The following is a 15,208-nucleotide window of genomic DNA, read 5'->3' as shown; positions in this document are numbered from 1 at the left end:
GATGAGCAGTCCTATCCCATAATAACTTATCAGTTTTTAAAATTTTTAATTAAAAGCAACACATTGAAAAAATGGGTGGTTTTTTTAAATACCACCTCCATTTTTCTTTTAGCGACGTAAACCTAACTTCTTTATAAGTGTCTGATAACGATTTTGGTCAACTCCTTTAAGATAATCAAGAAGACGCCGGCGTTGAGACACCATCTTCAAAAGACCTCGACGAGAATGATTATCCTTTTTGTGAGATTTAAAGTGGTTTGTTAAATTAGAAATACGTTCAGAAAGTACAGCAATCTGTACTTCTGGTGATCCTGTATCACCAACTTTGTTTGCGTATTCTGCGACAAGAGCTTGTTTACGTTCAGCTGTAATCGACATCGTATTATCCTTTCCAAAAACGAAGAAACATAAAGTCACCCATAGCCGAGATGTCGTTCAGCTAGGGTCTGTGAGAAAACAGGAAAAGTCGAAGACTCTTACCTAATTTCGTTCTTATATAGGAAAGAAGGTTAAAATACTAGTCCTTGACAGCATTTTGAAGTCTTTCTTTAAATAAAAGCTTTTGTTTTGAAATATTGATTTAAATAGAGTTTTATGAGAAGTTTTTTAAACAATTATGCATCCTTTTGATACAAAGATTATGAGCGTGTGTGTGTGGTAACAAAAGTGATAAATACCGTTGGAGGAAAAAGATGCAGAGCATTTCAACATTAAAACTTTTTCGTAATTCGGTATTTCGAAATTTATGGTCATCTACTCTTATTTCTAATTTAGGGGGGCTGATACAAGCTGTTGGAGCAGGGTGGTTAATGGCGTTGATTAGTTCTTCGCATTCCATGGTTGGGCTAGTTCAAAGTGCCACAACATTACCACTTGTTATGTTTTCTTTGATGGCAGGGGCATTAGCTGATAATTTTAATCGGCGTCAAATTATGTTGTGTGCACAGATTATGATGATGGTCATATCGATGAGTTTATCTGTTTTAGCCTATATGGGATTTCTAACACCTTGGCTTTTGTTATGTTTTACGTTTTTGATTGGATGTGGCACAGCTTTTTATAATCCTTCTTGGCAAGCAACGATAGGAGATATTGTGAGCAGGGAAAATATTCCTGCTGCTGTTAGTTTGAATAGTGTTGGCTTTAATTTGATGCGGAGTGTTGGTCCTGCTATTGGGGGTGCCATCATTGCAACTTTAGGGGCATCGGCTGCTTTTTTGTTTAATGCTATAAGCTATATTCCTCTTATTGGTGCGTTGTTTTTCTGGAAGTCGAATTATGAAAACAACTCATTGCCACGAGAAAGGCTGTTAGGAGCTGTCTCAGATGGTTTGCGTTATGTTGCGATGTCACCTAATCTCCTGAGCATTATGGTTCGAGCGTTCCTTTTTGGTATAGGAGCAATTTCTATTTTAGCACTTTTGCCAATTGTTGCGCATAAAGTTCTTGGAGGAAGTGCCCTTCTTTATGGTACATTGCTTGGTTGTTTTGGGTTAGGAGCCATGACAGCAGGCATTATTAATGCAGTTGTACGGCATCATTTTCGTTCAGAAACAATTATTGCAAGTGCATTTATTGGTTTCGCCTTTTCTTGCTTTTTATTGGGAATCAGCCGTTCACTGATTATAAGCCATATTGCTTTATTTCCTGCAGGTTTATGTTGGGTTTTGGCCTTATCATTGTTTAATACATCTGTACAACTCTCTACACCACGCTGGGTTGTTGCACGTTCTTTAGCTCTTTATCAAACGGCATCTTATGGGGGGATGGCTATTGGAAGTGCAATCTGGGGAGGTTTAGCTGATGGTTATTCTCCAACAATTGCTTTGAGCGTTTGTTCTTTATTCTTGATTTTTGGTGCTCTTGCAGGGGTAAAATTTAGAATTCAAGAAATTCCTCAGATAGATTTAAATCCTCTTGATCATTTTAGAGAGCCGGAATTATTACTCGACCTCAAAGCAAGAAGTGGCCCGATCATGATAATGATTGATTACCAAATTCATGAAAATGAACTCGAAGAGTTTCTCAAAGTGATGACGCGTCGACGCCATATTCGATTACGTGATGGTGCGCGTCAGTGGGTCCTTTTACGAGATCTTGAAAGACCTGAATATTGGACAGAGGCTTATCATATGCCAACATGGGTAGATTATTTACGCCATAATCATCGTCGTACAAAAGCAGATGCAGAAGTCAATAAGCGTCTGCGTCATTTAAATTGTGCTCCTAACGGTATAAGAGTGCACCGCATGATTGAACGCCAAACAATACCTCAAGCCAATGAGATGCTTTTAAAAGTTTCCTCTGATCATCTCCCTTAGGGTTAAAACAGTTTTTGTAAATATTAAATATGTTAATATTATTTCGATCAATTTGTTAGCTTAATCATAACAAAAAATTGCTGTTTCAATAGTTAATAAATTGATTTATAACGGTTATTTACAATTTTTCATGTTGAGTGATAGTTCTGAAAGTCTTAAGCTTTTCTCGTTTCAAATCTATTTAGAGTAAATCAGTCCACATCTTCGCTTGCACATTACAAACGAGGGCTAAAGTGTGAGTAAAAATGATTGAAAAAGAAATAAAAAGCCTCTTATGAATCCCTTCAAATGCAAGGATTATTGCGACATTAAGAGGAAAAAGTGTGTGGTGGTGTTAGCTTATAGCACTGACTTAAATTTTGATATGAATACGGTAAATATAGACAATGAAAAGCACCATATTTTTCTTAATTGATAGAGAAAAATATCTTTTCGCAAAAGGTGGTTGTGGAAAAGAATCGATTAAATTGTGAAAATCCGCTTTGGTTTAAATAGACCTTTGTCGAGAATGCCAATAGCAAGAAGTTGTTCCTTATAGAGGACACAAATTTCCTCTTCATCAAGAGGTACTTTGTGATGATTCAAGAGGATAGAATGACCCTTGATAATTCTCTGTGCTTGAGTTTCATTAAGGATATAGTGAGGGAGGCAATCTAATGCGGCACTTGTGTCAATTAAGAGCCCATCGAGTGTTGAGAAGTTTTTTTCAAAAGAACGATTATTTTCATCTGTAGTGTTTTTATTTGGCGGAATGGCCGCTTTTAGTTCCTCCCATGTAATGAGATCTTCTTCATCAAAAGGTGCGACGGCAATACGTCTTAAATCAGCAATATGCCCATAGCAACCGAGATCACGTCCCATATCGCGTGCTAAAGAGCGCACATAAGTTCCTTTTCCGCAGGTTATTTCAAAGACAGAATGCTCTTTAGTAGGCATTTCTAATAACTTGAAAGTTTCTATTTCCACTTCACGGGGCGGAATTTCAACAACTTCCCCTTCACGCGCTAAATCATAGGCACGATTTCCGGCAATTTTGATTGCTGAAAATTGTGGAGGTGTTTGCAAAATAACACCTGTGTATTGAGGAAGAAGAGCAAGTATTTCTTCTTGTGTTGGACGTTTGAGAGAAGTTTTCGTTATTTCTCCTTCTAGATCATCTGTTGAGCGCTCTTGCCCCCAAGCAATATGAAAACGGTAAGTTTTTTTGCCTTGCATCACGTAAGGGACGGTTTTGGTTGCTTCGCCCAATGCAATAGGAAGGAGACCAGAAGCAAGAGGATCAAGTGTACCCGCATGTCCTGCCTTTTGAGCATGAAAGAGCCATTTGATTTGTGAGACAGCTTCTGTTGATTTCATTCCTTTTGGTTTATCAAATATGACCCAGCCAGAAACAGGACGCCCTTTTTTCTTGTGTTGCCGCGCCATATCTTTAATCCTCATCTGTATCACTATGGTGAAGATCGCGTGCAACCTCAGGCGAGCGAAGGAGGGCATCAATTTTTGAAAAATTATCAAAACTATTATCAAGTCGGAAACGCAGTTCTGGCATATATTTCATTTGTCGCAACGCATGACTGATTTCTCCACGGAGAAAACGACTATGTTTATTGAGGGTATCAACAACATCGGTATGAGAAGCATTTTTAAGAGTGCTGAGAGGTGATACAAAGCAAGTAGCAATTTTTAAATCTGGTGACATGCGTACTTCAGAGACAGAAATAACAATATCTTTTAAGATATCATCAAGCAAAATATCACGCTGTAATATATGCGCTACTGCATGACGTACTTGCTCTGCTACTCTAAGTTGCCGTTGTGATGGTCCTGCATTTTTCATCAAAGTTTTATCCTTGCTACAAGATCTCTTTTTTTGACCATTTAGATAAGGAAAAAAAGATATTGTGTATAAAATCTAATAACTTTTTCTCATTTTATAACAGAATAAGGTTATTGGATTATTTTATAATGTACGATTAATATGTTCGATACGGAAGGTCTCAATGATGTCTCCTGCGCGCATGTCGTCATAATTTTCAAAGGCTATTCCACATTCTTGACCACTTTGCACTTCACTGACTTCATCTTTAAAACGTTTGAGTGTTTTCAGCTTTCCTTCGTGAATAACGATATTATCGCGGATAAGGCGAACACCGGCTCCTCGTTCTATTTTACCTTCTGTAACACGACATCCTGCAACTTTTCCAATTTTTGTAATGTTAAAGACTTCTAGAATTTCAGCATTACCAAGGAAAGTTTCACGCTGTTCTGGTGAGAGTAATCCAGACATGGCAGCCTTGATATCGTCAACAAGATCATAAATGATGTTATAATAACGAATTTCAATTCCTTGTGTTTTAGCAAAATCACGTGCCTGCTTATTGGCTCGAACATTAAAGCCAATTACAGCAGAGTTAGAAGCTTCCGCAAGAGAAATATCACTTTCGGTAATTCCGCCAGCACCAGAATGTACAATACGCGCACGAACCTCATCATTTCCGAGTTTTTCCAATGCTGAAGCAATTGCTTCAATTGATCCTTGCACATCCCCTTTTATAATAAGAGAAAACTCCTTAACACCAGTCGTTTGCAATTTTGTCATCATCTGTTCAAGAGAACCACGCGAACCAGTTTGCCGCGCAACAGCTTTATCACGTGCTAATCGTTGACGATATTCAGAAATTTCACGTGCTTTTGCTTCATGTGTGACAACAGCAAAACGGTCTCCGGCTTGTGGTGTTCCTTGCATTCCTAAAATTTCAATCGGTGTAGAGGGAACGGCTTCTTTGACATGGCGGCCATGGTCATCAATCAAAGCACGCACACGACCCCATTCATTTCCGGCAACTATAATATCAGAAGGGTGTAATGTACCTTTTTGAACAAGAACTGTTGCAACAGATCCACGTCCGCGATCCAATTTGGCTTCAATGATAACGCCTTCTGCAGTTCGTTGAGGATCTGCTTTCAGATCAAGCATTTCAGCCTGAAGAAGGATAGCTTCGAGAAGTTTATCAAGATTTTGACCAGTTTTAGCAGAAACTTCAACGTCCAAAGTTTCACCGCCCATAGTTTCAACAAACACTTCATGTTGTAGAAGTTCTGTACGTACTTTTTGTGCATTCGCAGCTGGTTTATCAATTTTGTTGATAGCAACAATGATAGGTACACCAGCGACTTTCGCATGATTGATTGATTCAATCGTTTGGGGCATAACACTATCATCAGCGGCTACAACGAGAACAGCAATATCAGTAACACGAGCTCCACGTGCACGCATAGCCGTAAATGCAGCATGACCAGGTGTATCAATAAAGGTAATTTTTTGACCGTTTTGTTCTACTTGATAGGCACCAATATGCTGCGTAATACCTCCTGCTTCGCCAGAAACAACATTTGCTTTACGAATAGCATCCAAAAGAGAAGTTTTTCCGTGGTCAACATGGCCCATAATGGTTACAACAGGGGGACGCTGCTGCATGTTTTGAGGATTATCTTTTATATTAAAGATACCTTCTTCTACGTCAGATTCTAAAACACGTTTAACAGTATGGCCAAATTCAACAGCGATGAGTTCGGCAACATCTGCATCAATAACATCGCCAGGTTTCATCATTTGTCCTTGTTTCATCAAGAATTTAATCACATCAACAGAACGCTCCGTCATACGTTGTGCGAGCTCTTGAATGGTAATCGTTTCAGGAAGAACAACTTCGCGAGAAATTTTTTCTCTTGGTTCTTGATTTTGTGCACGCTTAAACTTTTCCTGTCTACGCCGCATTGCAGCCATTGAGCGCCCACGTGCGTTTCCTTCTTCATCCAGTGCACTATTCAGAGTTAGCTTTCCGCGTCGCCGCTCATCAGCTCCTTTGACAACTTTTGGTACACGTATTTCTGATTTAGCAGGATTAGCACGTCGACTATGCCGTTCTTCCTCTTTATTGTCATCTATTTTGCGTTTTTCAATCACGGTTGTGTTTTTAGGCGCAATAGGAATATCTGTCTGTTCAATGAGAGGGGGAACAGGTGGAGTCTGTACTGGTGATATTTCTTCTTCTTGTTGGAGATGTATTTCTTTTTCTTTACTTTCTTGCTGTAAAATTTCTTCACGCTCTTTAGCGCGTCTTGCTTCTTCTTCGGCTTGTTCTCGCGTTATTCTTTCTTGGATATGTGCTTCTTCTAACGCGCGAAGTCTCGCTTCCATTTCAGTTGATGAAAGATTGCTTTTGGCCACAGATTCTTGAGGCTTTTTTCCCTCAAAACGCGGTTTAGAACGCTGGGGGGCCACATGCGGCTTTGTAATGGGCTGTAGGGTTTCAGCTTTTTCATCAGGTCGCGTAATTTTACGCCGTTTGGTTTCGACAACGACAGCCTTCGTACGGCCATGACTAAAATTTTGTTTAACCGTGCTCGTTTCCAAGACAGACCTCTTGAGAGTTAGTGTCTTCTTGACGGTTGTTTTGTCGTTGTTATTTTCACTCATTGTACTTCCTTCACGGCTTGTGCCGTCATCTCACTAGACTTACTATGCTTGTCGTCACGATAGCTGATCAATTTACATGTCGTTTTGAGAAATCCTTCAGCAGCCTTTGTGTCCAGTAAGGCCGCGTGCATTACAGGATTAGAGCCAAAAGCCACTCGCATTTCATCACTTGTAAATAAAGATATGGTTTTTATAGTCCGATTTGTTTGTTGTTGTATTGAATGGATGGCCTGTGCAATTTTTCGTTTCCCATCTTCTGTTGTTTCTTTAGCATGAAGTACAAGAATAACTTTACCAGAGCGGATAGCAGCGTCAACCTTTGTTGCTCCCATAACAATTGCTCCCGCTTTTCGTGCCATGGAAAGGCTTGAAAGAGCGGCTTTTAGTAAAAGCGTATCAATAACATGCACAAGATTTGGTGCAACCTCAACATCTGTTTTAAAATTTCTATGAAAAGCTTTCTGTTTTATTGCTTTCTCAATAACAGCGTGATGGGCGGAAATCCAAACGCCACGCCCTGGTAAATTCGCTTTAAGATCAGGAACAATTTGGTTATTGGGACCAATAACAAAACGGATCAGCGTTTGTGCTGAAGCATTTTTTCGGGTCACAATGCAAGTCCGTTCATTCATTTAAAGTGTATCCACATCCAAATCATCTATTTTTTCATTTTCTGTAGAATTTTCATCTTCTACAGGATTTTCTGTAACAAGATCAGCTTGGTCTATCCAGCCTGCTTGTACACGTGCGGCTAAAACCATAGCTTCTGCATCTGCGCGTGTAATGTCAAAAGGGGTTAAAATACCAGAAAAATTCTGTGTTTGACCTTCTTTGCGTTCTCTCCAACCAGCTAAATCATCAACGGCATAGCCAGCAAAGTCTTCTATCGTTTTTACACCATCCTCACCTACAGCAACCAACATAGCACTTGTCATTCCAGGAAGTGTTCGCAATTCGTCAGAAACTCCGAGCTTCTTGCGTTTTTCATCAAGTTCTTTTTCTTGATGATCAAGATATTCGCGGGCACGACTTTGGATTTCAGCGGCGGTATCATGGTCAAAACCATCAATAGAAGCGATTTCTTCAAGATCAATATAGGCGATTTCTTCAATAGAAGAAAAACCCTCTGATGCCATAACCTGTCCGATCATTTCGTCAACCTCTAAGGCTTCCATAAACAATTTACTCCGTTCAGTAAATTCTTTTTGACGATTTTCAGATTCTTCCTTTTCCGTTAAAATATCAATGTTCCATCCTGTTAGCTGTGAAGCCAAGCGAACATTTTGCCCACGTCGTCCAATAGCAAGGCTAAGTTGATCATCTGGCACAATAACTTCAATCCGTTCAGCATCTTCATCAAGGATAATTTTAGAAACTTCAGCAGGTTGCAGTGCATTAACGACAAATGTTGCCGCATCAGGCGACCAAGGAATAATATCAATTTTTTCGCCTTGTAATTCAGCAACAACAGCTTGTACACGACTTCCTCGCATTCCAACGCATGCTCCAACAGGATCAATGGAACCATCGCGTGAAACAACGGCGATTTTAGCCCGTGAACCTGGATCACGAGCTACAGATTTGATTTCTATAATACCATCATAAATTTCTGGCACTTCCATAGTGAAAAGTTTTACCATAAATTGGGGATGTGTGCGTGAAAGGAAGATTTGCGGCCCACGCGTTTCACGGTGTACATCATTGACAAAAGCACGAATGCGATCTCCATAGCGGAATGATTCACGAGGAATTAATTCATCACGGCGCACAATAGCTTCACCGCGCCCTAGATCAACGATGACGTTACCATATTCCACACGCTTAACTGTACCAGAAATAATTTCACCAACTTTATTTTTGAATTCCTCATATTGCTGATCACGCTCTGCGTCGCGTACTTTTTGTACAATAACCTGTTTAGCAGATTGTGCTGCGATACGTCCAAAATCCATAGGAGGTAAAAGATCAGCAAAAAAATCACCAATTTTTGCTTCTGCTTGATGTTTGAGAGCATCAGACAAAGTAATTTCCGTTGTATAGTCTTCAACGACATCAACGATTTTAAGCAGGCGCTGTAATTTAATTTCACCTGTTTTAGAATTGATTTCAGCACGGATATTGGTTTCTTGACCATAACGAGAACGTGCTGCTTTTTGAATAGCATCAGCCATCGCAGAAATGACAATTTCACGGTCGATTGACTTTTCACGTGCAACAGCATCTGCAATTTGCAGAATCTCAAGCCTGTTAGCGCTTGTAGCCATCAATTTTCTCCTTCTTTGTGCCACACGATGGGTATTCCCCTGTGATATTATTTTTTGAAATTGAGCGTCTGTATAGAGTCGTTAGCGTTCTCTTCGGCAATGAATTGTTGACTTAAATCTTTATTTTGTTTCAATGCATCGCGAATAAGCTCATCGGTAAGCACTAAATGTGCATTTATGATATCACAAAAGGAAATAGGGGTATACATGGCTTCTCCATAAGCAGCTTTATCAGTGTTTAAAATAAATCCATCTTGCGTGATATTTGTAAGTGTCCCGCGAAATTTTCGGCGCCCATCAATTATTATTTTTGTTTCAATTTTTGCAAGATGCCCTTGCCAATGAAAAAAATCAGATTTTCTTACCAATGGACGATCAATTCCAGGTGATGAGATTTCTAAATGATATTTGCGTTCAATAACATTTTGGACATCAAGGAGTGGGGAAACAGTTCGACTAACAGTTTCACAATCTTCTATGGTCATAGAACCATCGGCACGTTCAACCATAATTTGAAGTGTTAAACCATTTTGACCAAGGAGTTTTACACGAACCAAACGAAAACCTAAAGGTTTAAGTAGTGGTATGACAAGAGCAGCAACCTGTGCTTCGATACCCTCTTCTTCAAACAAGCGCGGTTCGTCAAGATTGCTTATTTTTTCAGCTTCGTTCATACATTTTATCCAAGTTGTTTTCATCAGTTTTATGATATTAAAAAAGAGCGGGTCCAACGGCCCACTCTTCATCATAAGACCAAGAATTTAACTATTGATACTCTTAAATTCAAAATTTTTCAAGTTGTTTATGAGAAAAGCGCTTGATCATTTATTTCTTGATAAAGGTAAGATAGGCAGGCGTTCGTCCTTCGCGTAAAGCTTTTGCTTCATAGCGGGTTCCACTCCATAGTGGATAAGGGAGTTTCCAGTCTTGAGGGCTTTCTGCTTTCCATTCAAAGTGATCATGTTGTGCACAATGGCACAAAGTCCAGTTTACATAACTGTCTATATCGCTAGCAAAGCGAAAAAATTTTCCTATTTTAAGAACACGAGCAAAACGGTTAAGATTTTTTATGTTGATGAAACGTCGTTTCCAGTGTTTCTTTTTCGGCCAAGGATCGGGATAGAAGAGGTCTATTCCATCAAGCGAGTTATCAGGGAGCCAATCAAGGAGGCGTGTAGCATCATCATTATAGAGGCGAAGACGATTTTGATGGTTTTGATGCTGTTCAAGAGATAACAATATTTTTGCCATGCCATTGATAAAGGGCTCGACGCCGATAAAACCAGTTTTTGGAAAATATTCCATTTCATGAAGTAAATGTTCACCTCCACCAAAGCCGATTTCAAGTCGAATTTCTCTTACTTTGCTTGAAAATAAGGATGTAAGGTTTGAAGGAGGAGGAACATTTAAATCAATATTAAAATTGGGGAGAAGCATTTTTATACGTGTAAGCTGACTGTTTCGAAGTTGTTTTCCTTGTCGGCGTCCAAAAAATGCTTCACTCTTACGTATATTATGTTTAATCATGGGATTTGGATCATTGTTTGAAGCGTTTTCACGAGATCAGTTTTTTCCCATGAAAACGAACCATCGTTTTTTGGTTTACGACCAAAGTGACCATAGGCAGCTGTTTTTGCATAAATAGGTTTATTGAGGTCAAGATGTTTTCGAATGCCGGTAGGTGAAAGGTCCATTATTTTGCGGATGGCTGCTTCAATAACTTTTTCATCGACTTTTCCTGTTCCATGAAGATTAAGATAAATAGATAAAGGTTGTGCGATACCAATTGCATAGGAGAGTTGAATGGTGCATCTCTCTGCTAAATGAGCAGCAACAATATTCTTAGCCAGATAGCGTGCCGCATAGGCAGCAGAACGATCAACTTTTGTTGTATCTTTTCCTGAAAAAGCACCGCCTCCATGAGGTGCTGCACCTCCGTAAGTATCCACAATAATTTTGCGTCCCGTTAATCCGGCATCGCTTTGAGGTCCTCCAATAACAAATTTTCCTGTTGGGTTAATATACCAACTGCATTGAGCTGCAATGGGAATGTCATGTAAAGCTTGGCGAATGTAAGGCTCAACCACTGTACGTACTTTATTGGAATCCCAGCTTTCATCAAGGTGCTGCGTTGAAAGAACGATGGATGTGACCTCTATTGGTTTTCCATTTTTATAGCGTATGGTTATTTGGCTTTTAGCATCTGGTCCTAATTTTCCAGTTTCTCCCTCTCCTTTATGTCGGGCTGCGGCAAGAAGTTTGAGAATTTTATGCGCATAATAAATTGGTGCAGGCATGAGATCAGGTGTTTCACGGCAAGCATATCCAAACATGATGCCTTGATCACCTGCTCCTTCTTCACCGTGCCGATCCGTAGCATTATCAACCCCTCTTGCTATATCAGCTGATTGGGGGCGCAAAAGAACATCAATTTTAACAGTTTTCCAATGGAATCCTGCTTGTTCATAGCCAATGGTACGAATAGCACGGCGCGCTGCTGTACGAAAACGTGTAGGATTAATGAGTGGAAAGCTAGTTTCATCGTAGATGAATTCTTTATTTTTATCTTTTTTTAATAGCGTATCGGGAACACGTACTTCACCAGCGATAACAACACGGTTGACACTGACGAGCGTTTCACAGGCAACGCGTACTAACCATGGATCAGTACCAGTCTTTTCAGCTTCTTTATAGATCATATCAACGATTTCATCGGAAATACGATCACAAATTTTATCAGGATGTCCTTCCGATACCGATTCGCTCGTAAAAAGATAATCTTGATGCGGCATAGGAACTCCTTCAAAAAAGAAAACCAACGATTTAATTAATTGCTTACTAAAGTCGCTACCATTTGCTAATTCTGTAGCAAATCGTCAATGCAAATTTATATGAATAAAAGAGAAAAGATATAATTTTAATTTATAACTTATTTGTCACATCTTCCTCAGAAAGTGCTTTTGCCAAGTCAATAATTTTTCGACGCACTTTAGCATCAGATATATTTGTAAAAGCGCGCATGAGCTGAATCCCTTCGCTGCTAGAACAAAAGTCTATAAAATTGTGATCACTTTCGGCAAAACCCTCTACTTGTTGGGAGGTAATACCTTTATCAAAAAAGTAAGAAACAGGAACATCCATAATTTCTGCTATCGCTTGAAGACGACTGGCACCAATACGGTTTGTTCCTTTTTCATATTTTTGGATTTGCTGAAAAGTAATTCCTAATTTTTCACCTAGTTTCTCTTGAGTGAGTCCTAAAATATTACGACGTAAACGGATACGAGTTCCAACATAGATATCTATAGGGTCAGGTTTTTTTCTAGTTTCGGTCATAATGCAACTCTTTATTTCCAGCACTTTTCTTCTAAACCAACATCATATTTATGCGAAGCTGATTTATCATATAATTAAAACAATATGTAATATTTTTTCCCAATACTACTGGTACACGCAACATAATGCCGTACAAAGGGCACTTGAATCATTTAAGCTGTTTTGTAGAACCAAAACCAACACGACACAATAGCATAAGGATGAATAAGATAAAAGTAGAGAAAGTTCTGTATTCATTGCTTCCTATAGGGGTAATGGATGATGGAACTTGTGAATCAATAATGCCCACAGCATTTTGTCGAAGAGCTACAACGATTCGTCCATAAGAATCAATAACAGCTGATATGCCATTATTAGCTGCCCGTATGAGGGGGATTCCCAGTTCAACGGCACGAAGCTGTGCTTGTTGAAGATGTTGATAGGGTCCAGGTGTTACACCAAACCATGCATCATTTGTAATATTAATAATTGCTTGAGGCGGGGAGCCTTGAAAAGTCATTTCATGGGGAAATATTGCTTCATAACAAATTAAGGGTAGATAAGAAAATCCGTTTGGCATTGTAACAATTTTGCGCACACTTGCAGTACTATATCCACCAATATTATCGGCAAGGGTACGCAATCCAATTTTTTTCAATAAATTCTGATAAGGAAGATACTCACCAAAAGGAACCAAATGAAGTTTATCGGAGGTATTTAAAATATTACCTTGAGCATTAATGACTGCAATTGTATTAAAATATTGTGTTTGGGAATGAGGTAGATCATTGCTGGCGCGTATTGCTCCGATAATAGCCCATTGTTTAGGTTTTAAAAGAGAGGCAATGCGCATTGTGATAGATGAGTTATCATAAAGAAGGTAAGGAACGGAAGCTTCCGGCCATATGATAAAATCGGGTTCTGAATTTTGATCGGTTGTTGGTGTTGCACTTAGCTTCATATGCGCTTCCAACATAGCTTCTCGTGTATTATCACGCAATTTTATATTTTGTTGGATGGACGGTTGAACAATACGCACCCAATAAGCACTTTTTTGATCTTCAGCTGTGTTTTCTATAGTATGAAGACGATAAAACCCAAAACCACAGTGAATGAATATAAGTGATAAGCAAAGAGAAAGTGCCACTTTCTTTTTTTCATTCGTTAATAAAACAGTTGGCAAACTGTAGGCTAAGACAGCAAGAATATTCATTCCGTAAAGTCCTACGATTGCATCAGATTGCATGAACATTGGGGTTGGCATGGCTGTATAGCCAAGAGAATTCCATGGAAATCCTGTGAATAAAAACGCACGCAACCACTCGGATAATCCTAATGCAAAGGCTAAAACAAAAAAGCGTGCTATTCCTTTTGTCCATAATAAACCGACAATGAAACCAGAAAAAAACCAATAAAGAGAAAGGTAGAGTGGAGGGAATAAAATGGCTAATGGGACTGCCCAACCAAAAGAATCTGGATCTGTTAACAAAGCATTGCATAGCCACCAAAGGCCGCAAATAAAATAACTAAAACCAAAGGTTCCACAGCTTAAAGCGTAAGTAAAAAAATGTTTTTTATTGTTTTTGGTGGCCCGTATTGAGTCAAGTAAAACAATAAAGAGAGGGAAAGTTAAAAAGCAAAGAGGTGTTAAATAAAAGGGTGGAAGTGCAAAAGAAGTAAGAGCACCACACAGAAATATCCATGCTTGGCGCTTCCAGCCTGTAACAGAGAACAAAAAAACGATGAAATTGTTTAAAAACGCTGGACTATTCTTTAGGGATGGCATTGTTCTCAAGATTCTCATTTTTGGGAATGCGAAAAATGCGCAATCGTTTAATCCGGCGTTTATCAGCTTCTAAAATACGAAATCTATAGCCAGGTACAGCTTCGACAATTTCACCTTTAGCAGGAATGCGATCAAGAATGGAGACGATCAAACCACCAATAGTATCAACTTCATCACCATATTCCCCTACGATAAAATCAGGACCAAGAGCTTTCTCCACATCTTCTAGTTCAGTTCTTGCATCAACGAGCCATTTATTATTTGGTTCACGTACGATAGCATTGTCGACATTATCATGTTCATCTTCGATATCCCCAACGACTAACTCAACAATATCTTCCATTGAAACGAGACCATCTGTTCCTCCATGTTCATCAATAACTAAAGCCATTTGAGTTCGTGTAGTTTGCATCCGTGTTAATAATTTGCTCGCAAGCATAGAACTGGGAACAAAGAGAACTGTTCGGATCAAATCCAATTCACCGATTGGAGTATGCAAGTCTGTATGGTTTAATTGAAGCAAATCGGATTTTTGTTCGGTTTTTGTTGGGTTGATAATAAAGCGAGTGATGTAGTTAAGAATATCGCGGATATGGATCATGCCGCGCGGATCATCTAAAGTTTCAGCATAAACGGGTATACGAGAATGACCAATTTTTGCAAAACATTGAAGGGTTTCTCCAAGAGAGGTGTTTATTTCTAATGCTTCGATTTCAGAACGAGGTATCATAACATCATCCACGCGTGCTTCACGTAAGCGTAAAATGTTATGCAGCATAGTACGTTCTTCAGGTGAGAAGAGGGCGGTATCTTTTTCATTGTTAGTTGTGAGTGCAACGGTAAGATCATCGCGCAGTGACGTAGATGCACAATTACGACCCCGTAAGAATGAAAATAAATGATTCATCAGGGAATATTTCTCTGTATGATTCGTCTGTTGAGAGGGGTCTTTTTCATTATTAGAAGATGCTTGACTATTATTTTGTGCATTTATTTTGTTTGCCATGGTTTTGAAATCTTTTAGACTTTCTTTTTATAACAG

The 15,208-nt window shown here is 39.1% G+C and carries 13 protein-coding genes; 1 reads left to right on the top strand and 12 read right to left on the bottom strand.

Annotation, left to right across the window (positions count from 1 at the left end):
* Positions 1-108: 108 nt before the first annotated feature.
* A complete protein-coding gene (gene rpsO / locus ACFILY_RS05900; protein WP_005774142.1) occupies positions 109-378 on the bottom strand; it encodes a 30S ribosomal protein S15 in 270 nt (89 codons plus the stop codon).
* A 314-nt stretch (positions 379-692) separates the two neighbouring features.
* On the opposite strand from rpsO, the gene ACFILY_RS05895 reads away from it, so the two are divergent.
* Positions 693-2,321, top strand: a complete 1,629-nt coding sequence (locus ACFILY_RS05895) for an MFS transporter (protein WP_273790593.1) — start codon at positions 693-695, stop codon at positions 2,319-2,321.
* Between the two features lie 462 nt (positions 2,322-2,783).
* Here the strand turns inward: ACFILY_RS05895 and truB are convergent, their stop codons facing one another.
* The 11 genes from truB to ACFILY_RS05840 all read right to left on the bottom strand — a co-directional run bounded on the left by truB (position 2,784) and on the right by ACFILY_RS05840 (position 15,172).
* A complete protein-coding gene (truB, locus tag ACFILY_RS05890; protein ID WP_273790592.1) occupies positions 2,784-3,746 on the bottom strand; it encodes a tRNA pseudouridine(55) synthase TruB in 963 nt (320 codons plus the stop codon).
* A gap of 4 nt (positions 3,747-3,750) precedes the next feature.
* On the bottom strand, positions 3,751-4,158 hold the full coding sequence (gene rbfA, locus ACFILY_RS05885; RefSeq protein ID WP_375637598.1) for a 30S ribosome-binding factor RbfA: 408 nt from the start codon (positions 4,156-4,158) through the stop codon (positions 3,751-3,753).
* Between the two features lie 123 nt (positions 4,159-4,281).
* Complete coding sequence (infB, locus tag ACFILY_RS05880) at positions 4,282-6,801, bottom strand: translation initiation factor IF-2 (protein WP_273790590.1); 2,520 nt, start codon at positions 6,799-6,801, stop codon at positions 4,282-4,284.
* A complete protein-coding gene (locus ACFILY_RS05875; protein ID WP_273790589.1) occupies positions 6,798-7,433 on the bottom strand; it encodes an RNA-binding protein in 636 nt (211 codons plus the stop codon). Before ACFILY_RS05875 ends, infB begins: the two co-directional genes overlap by 4 nt.
* Positions 7,434-9,065, bottom strand: a complete 1,632-nt coding sequence (gene nusA, locus ACFILY_RS05870; RefSeq protein ID WP_375631074.1) for a transcription termination factor NusA — start codon at positions 9,063-9,065, stop codon at positions 7,434-7,436.
* 47 nt (positions 9,066-9,112) lie between these two features.
* Positions 9,113-9,763, bottom strand: coding sequence for a ribosome maturation factor RimP (gene rimP / locus ACFILY_RS05865; protein ID WP_273790647.1), 651 nt, complete (start codon positions 9,761-9,763; stop codon positions 9,113-9,115).
* A 127-nt stretch (positions 9,764-9,890) separates the two neighbouring features.
* Entirely contained in the window at positions 9,891-10,592 is a 702-nt protein-coding gene (locus ACFILY_RS05860; protein ID WP_375637599.1) for a tRNA (guanine(46)-N(7))-methyltransferase TrmB, read from the bottom strand.
* Positions 10,589-11,857: a methionine adenosyltransferase gene (gene metK / locus ACFILY_RS05855; protein ID WP_273790586.1), complete on the bottom strand. Its 1,269-nt coding sequence runs from the start codon at positions 11,855-11,857 to the stop codon at positions 10,589-10,591. The genes ACFILY_RS05860 and metK overlap by 4 nt, the downstream gene beginning before the upstream one ends.
* A 130-nt stretch (positions 11,858-11,987) precedes the next feature.
* Positions 11,988-12,401: a helix-turn-helix domain-containing protein gene (locus tag ACFILY_RS05850; protein ID WP_273790585.1), complete on the bottom strand. Its 414-nt coding sequence runs from the start codon at positions 12,399-12,401 to the stop codon at positions 11,988-11,990.
* 148 nt (positions 12,402-12,549) lie between these two features.
* A complete protein-coding gene (gene lnt / locus ACFILY_RS05845; protein WP_273790584.1) occupies positions 12,550-14,184 on the bottom strand; it encodes an apolipoprotein N-acyltransferase in 1,635 nt (544 codons plus the stop codon).
* A complete protein-coding gene (locus tag ACFILY_RS05840) occupies positions 14,147-15,172 on the bottom strand; it encodes a hemolysin family protein (protein ID WP_273790583.1) in 1,026 nt (341 codons plus the stop codon). Before ACFILY_RS05840 ends, lnt begins: the two co-directional genes overlap by 38 nt.
* Between the last annotated feature and the right edge of the window lie 36 nt (positions 15,173-15,208).

It is taken from the genome of Bartonella sp. CL25QHWL (genome assembly GCF_042195335.1).
GTDB lineage: Bacteria > Pseudomonadota > Alphaproteobacteria > Rhizobiales > Rhizobiaceae > Bartonella.
Note: the sequence above shows the minus strand (reverse complement) of the source record. Positions and strands in the feature narration are given on the sequence as shown.

What these genes read in the sequence shown, in the direction of transcription:
- nusA (WP_375631074.1), bottom strand. Translation starts at nt 9,065, where the DNA reads ATGGCTACAAGCGCTAACAGGCTTGAGATTCTGCAAATTGCAGATGCT.
- metK (WP_273790586.1), bottom strand. Translation starts at nt 11,857, where the DNA reads ATGCCGCATCAAGATTATCTTTTTACGAGCGAATCGGTATCGGAAGGA.
- rpsO (WP_005774142.1), bottom strand. Translation starts at nt 378, where the DNA reads ATGTCGATTACAGCTGAACGTAAACAAGCTCTTGTCGCAGAATACGCA.
- truB (WP_273790592.1), bottom strand. Translation starts at nt 3,746, where the DNA reads ATGGCGCGGCAACACAAGAAAAAAGGGCGTCCTGTTTCTGGCTGGGTC.
- infB (WP_273790590.1), bottom strand. Translation starts at nt 6,801, where the DNA reads ATGAGTGAAAATAACAACGACAAAACAACCGTCAAGAAGACACTAACT.
- ACFILY_RS05875 (WP_273790589.1), bottom strand. Translation starts at nt 7,433, where the DNA reads ATGAATGAACGGACTTGCATTGTGACCCGAAAAAATGCTTCAGCACAA.
- lnt (WP_273790584.1), bottom strand. Translation starts at nt 14,184, where the DNA reads ATGAGAATCTTGAGAACAATGCCATCCCTAAAGAATAGTCCAGCGTTT.
- ACFILY_RS05840 (WP_273790583.1), bottom strand. Translation starts at nt 15,172, where the DNA reads ATGGCAAACAAAATAAATGCACAAAATAATAGTCAAGCATCTTCTAAT.
- ACFILY_RS05850 (WP_273790585.1), bottom strand. Translation starts at nt 12,401, where the DNA reads ATGACCGAAACTAGAAAAAAACCTGACCCTATAGATATCTATGTTGGA.
- rimP (WP_273790647.1), bottom strand. Translation starts at nt 9,763, where the DNA reads ATGAAAACAACTTGGATAAAATGTATGAACGAAGCTGAAAAAATAAGC.
- rbfA (WP_375637598.1), bottom strand. Translation starts at nt 4,158, where the DNA reads ATGAAAAATGCAGGACCATCACAACGGCAACTTAGAGTAGCAGAGCAA.
- ACFILY_RS05860 (WP_375637599.1), bottom strand. Translation starts at nt 10,592, where the DNA reads ATGATTAAACATAATATACGTAAGAGTGAAGCATTTTTTGGACGCCGA.
- ACFILY_RS05895 (WP_273790593.1), top strand. Translation starts at nt 693, where the DNA reads ATGCAGAGCATTTCAACATTAAAACTTTTTCGTAATTCGGTATTTCGA.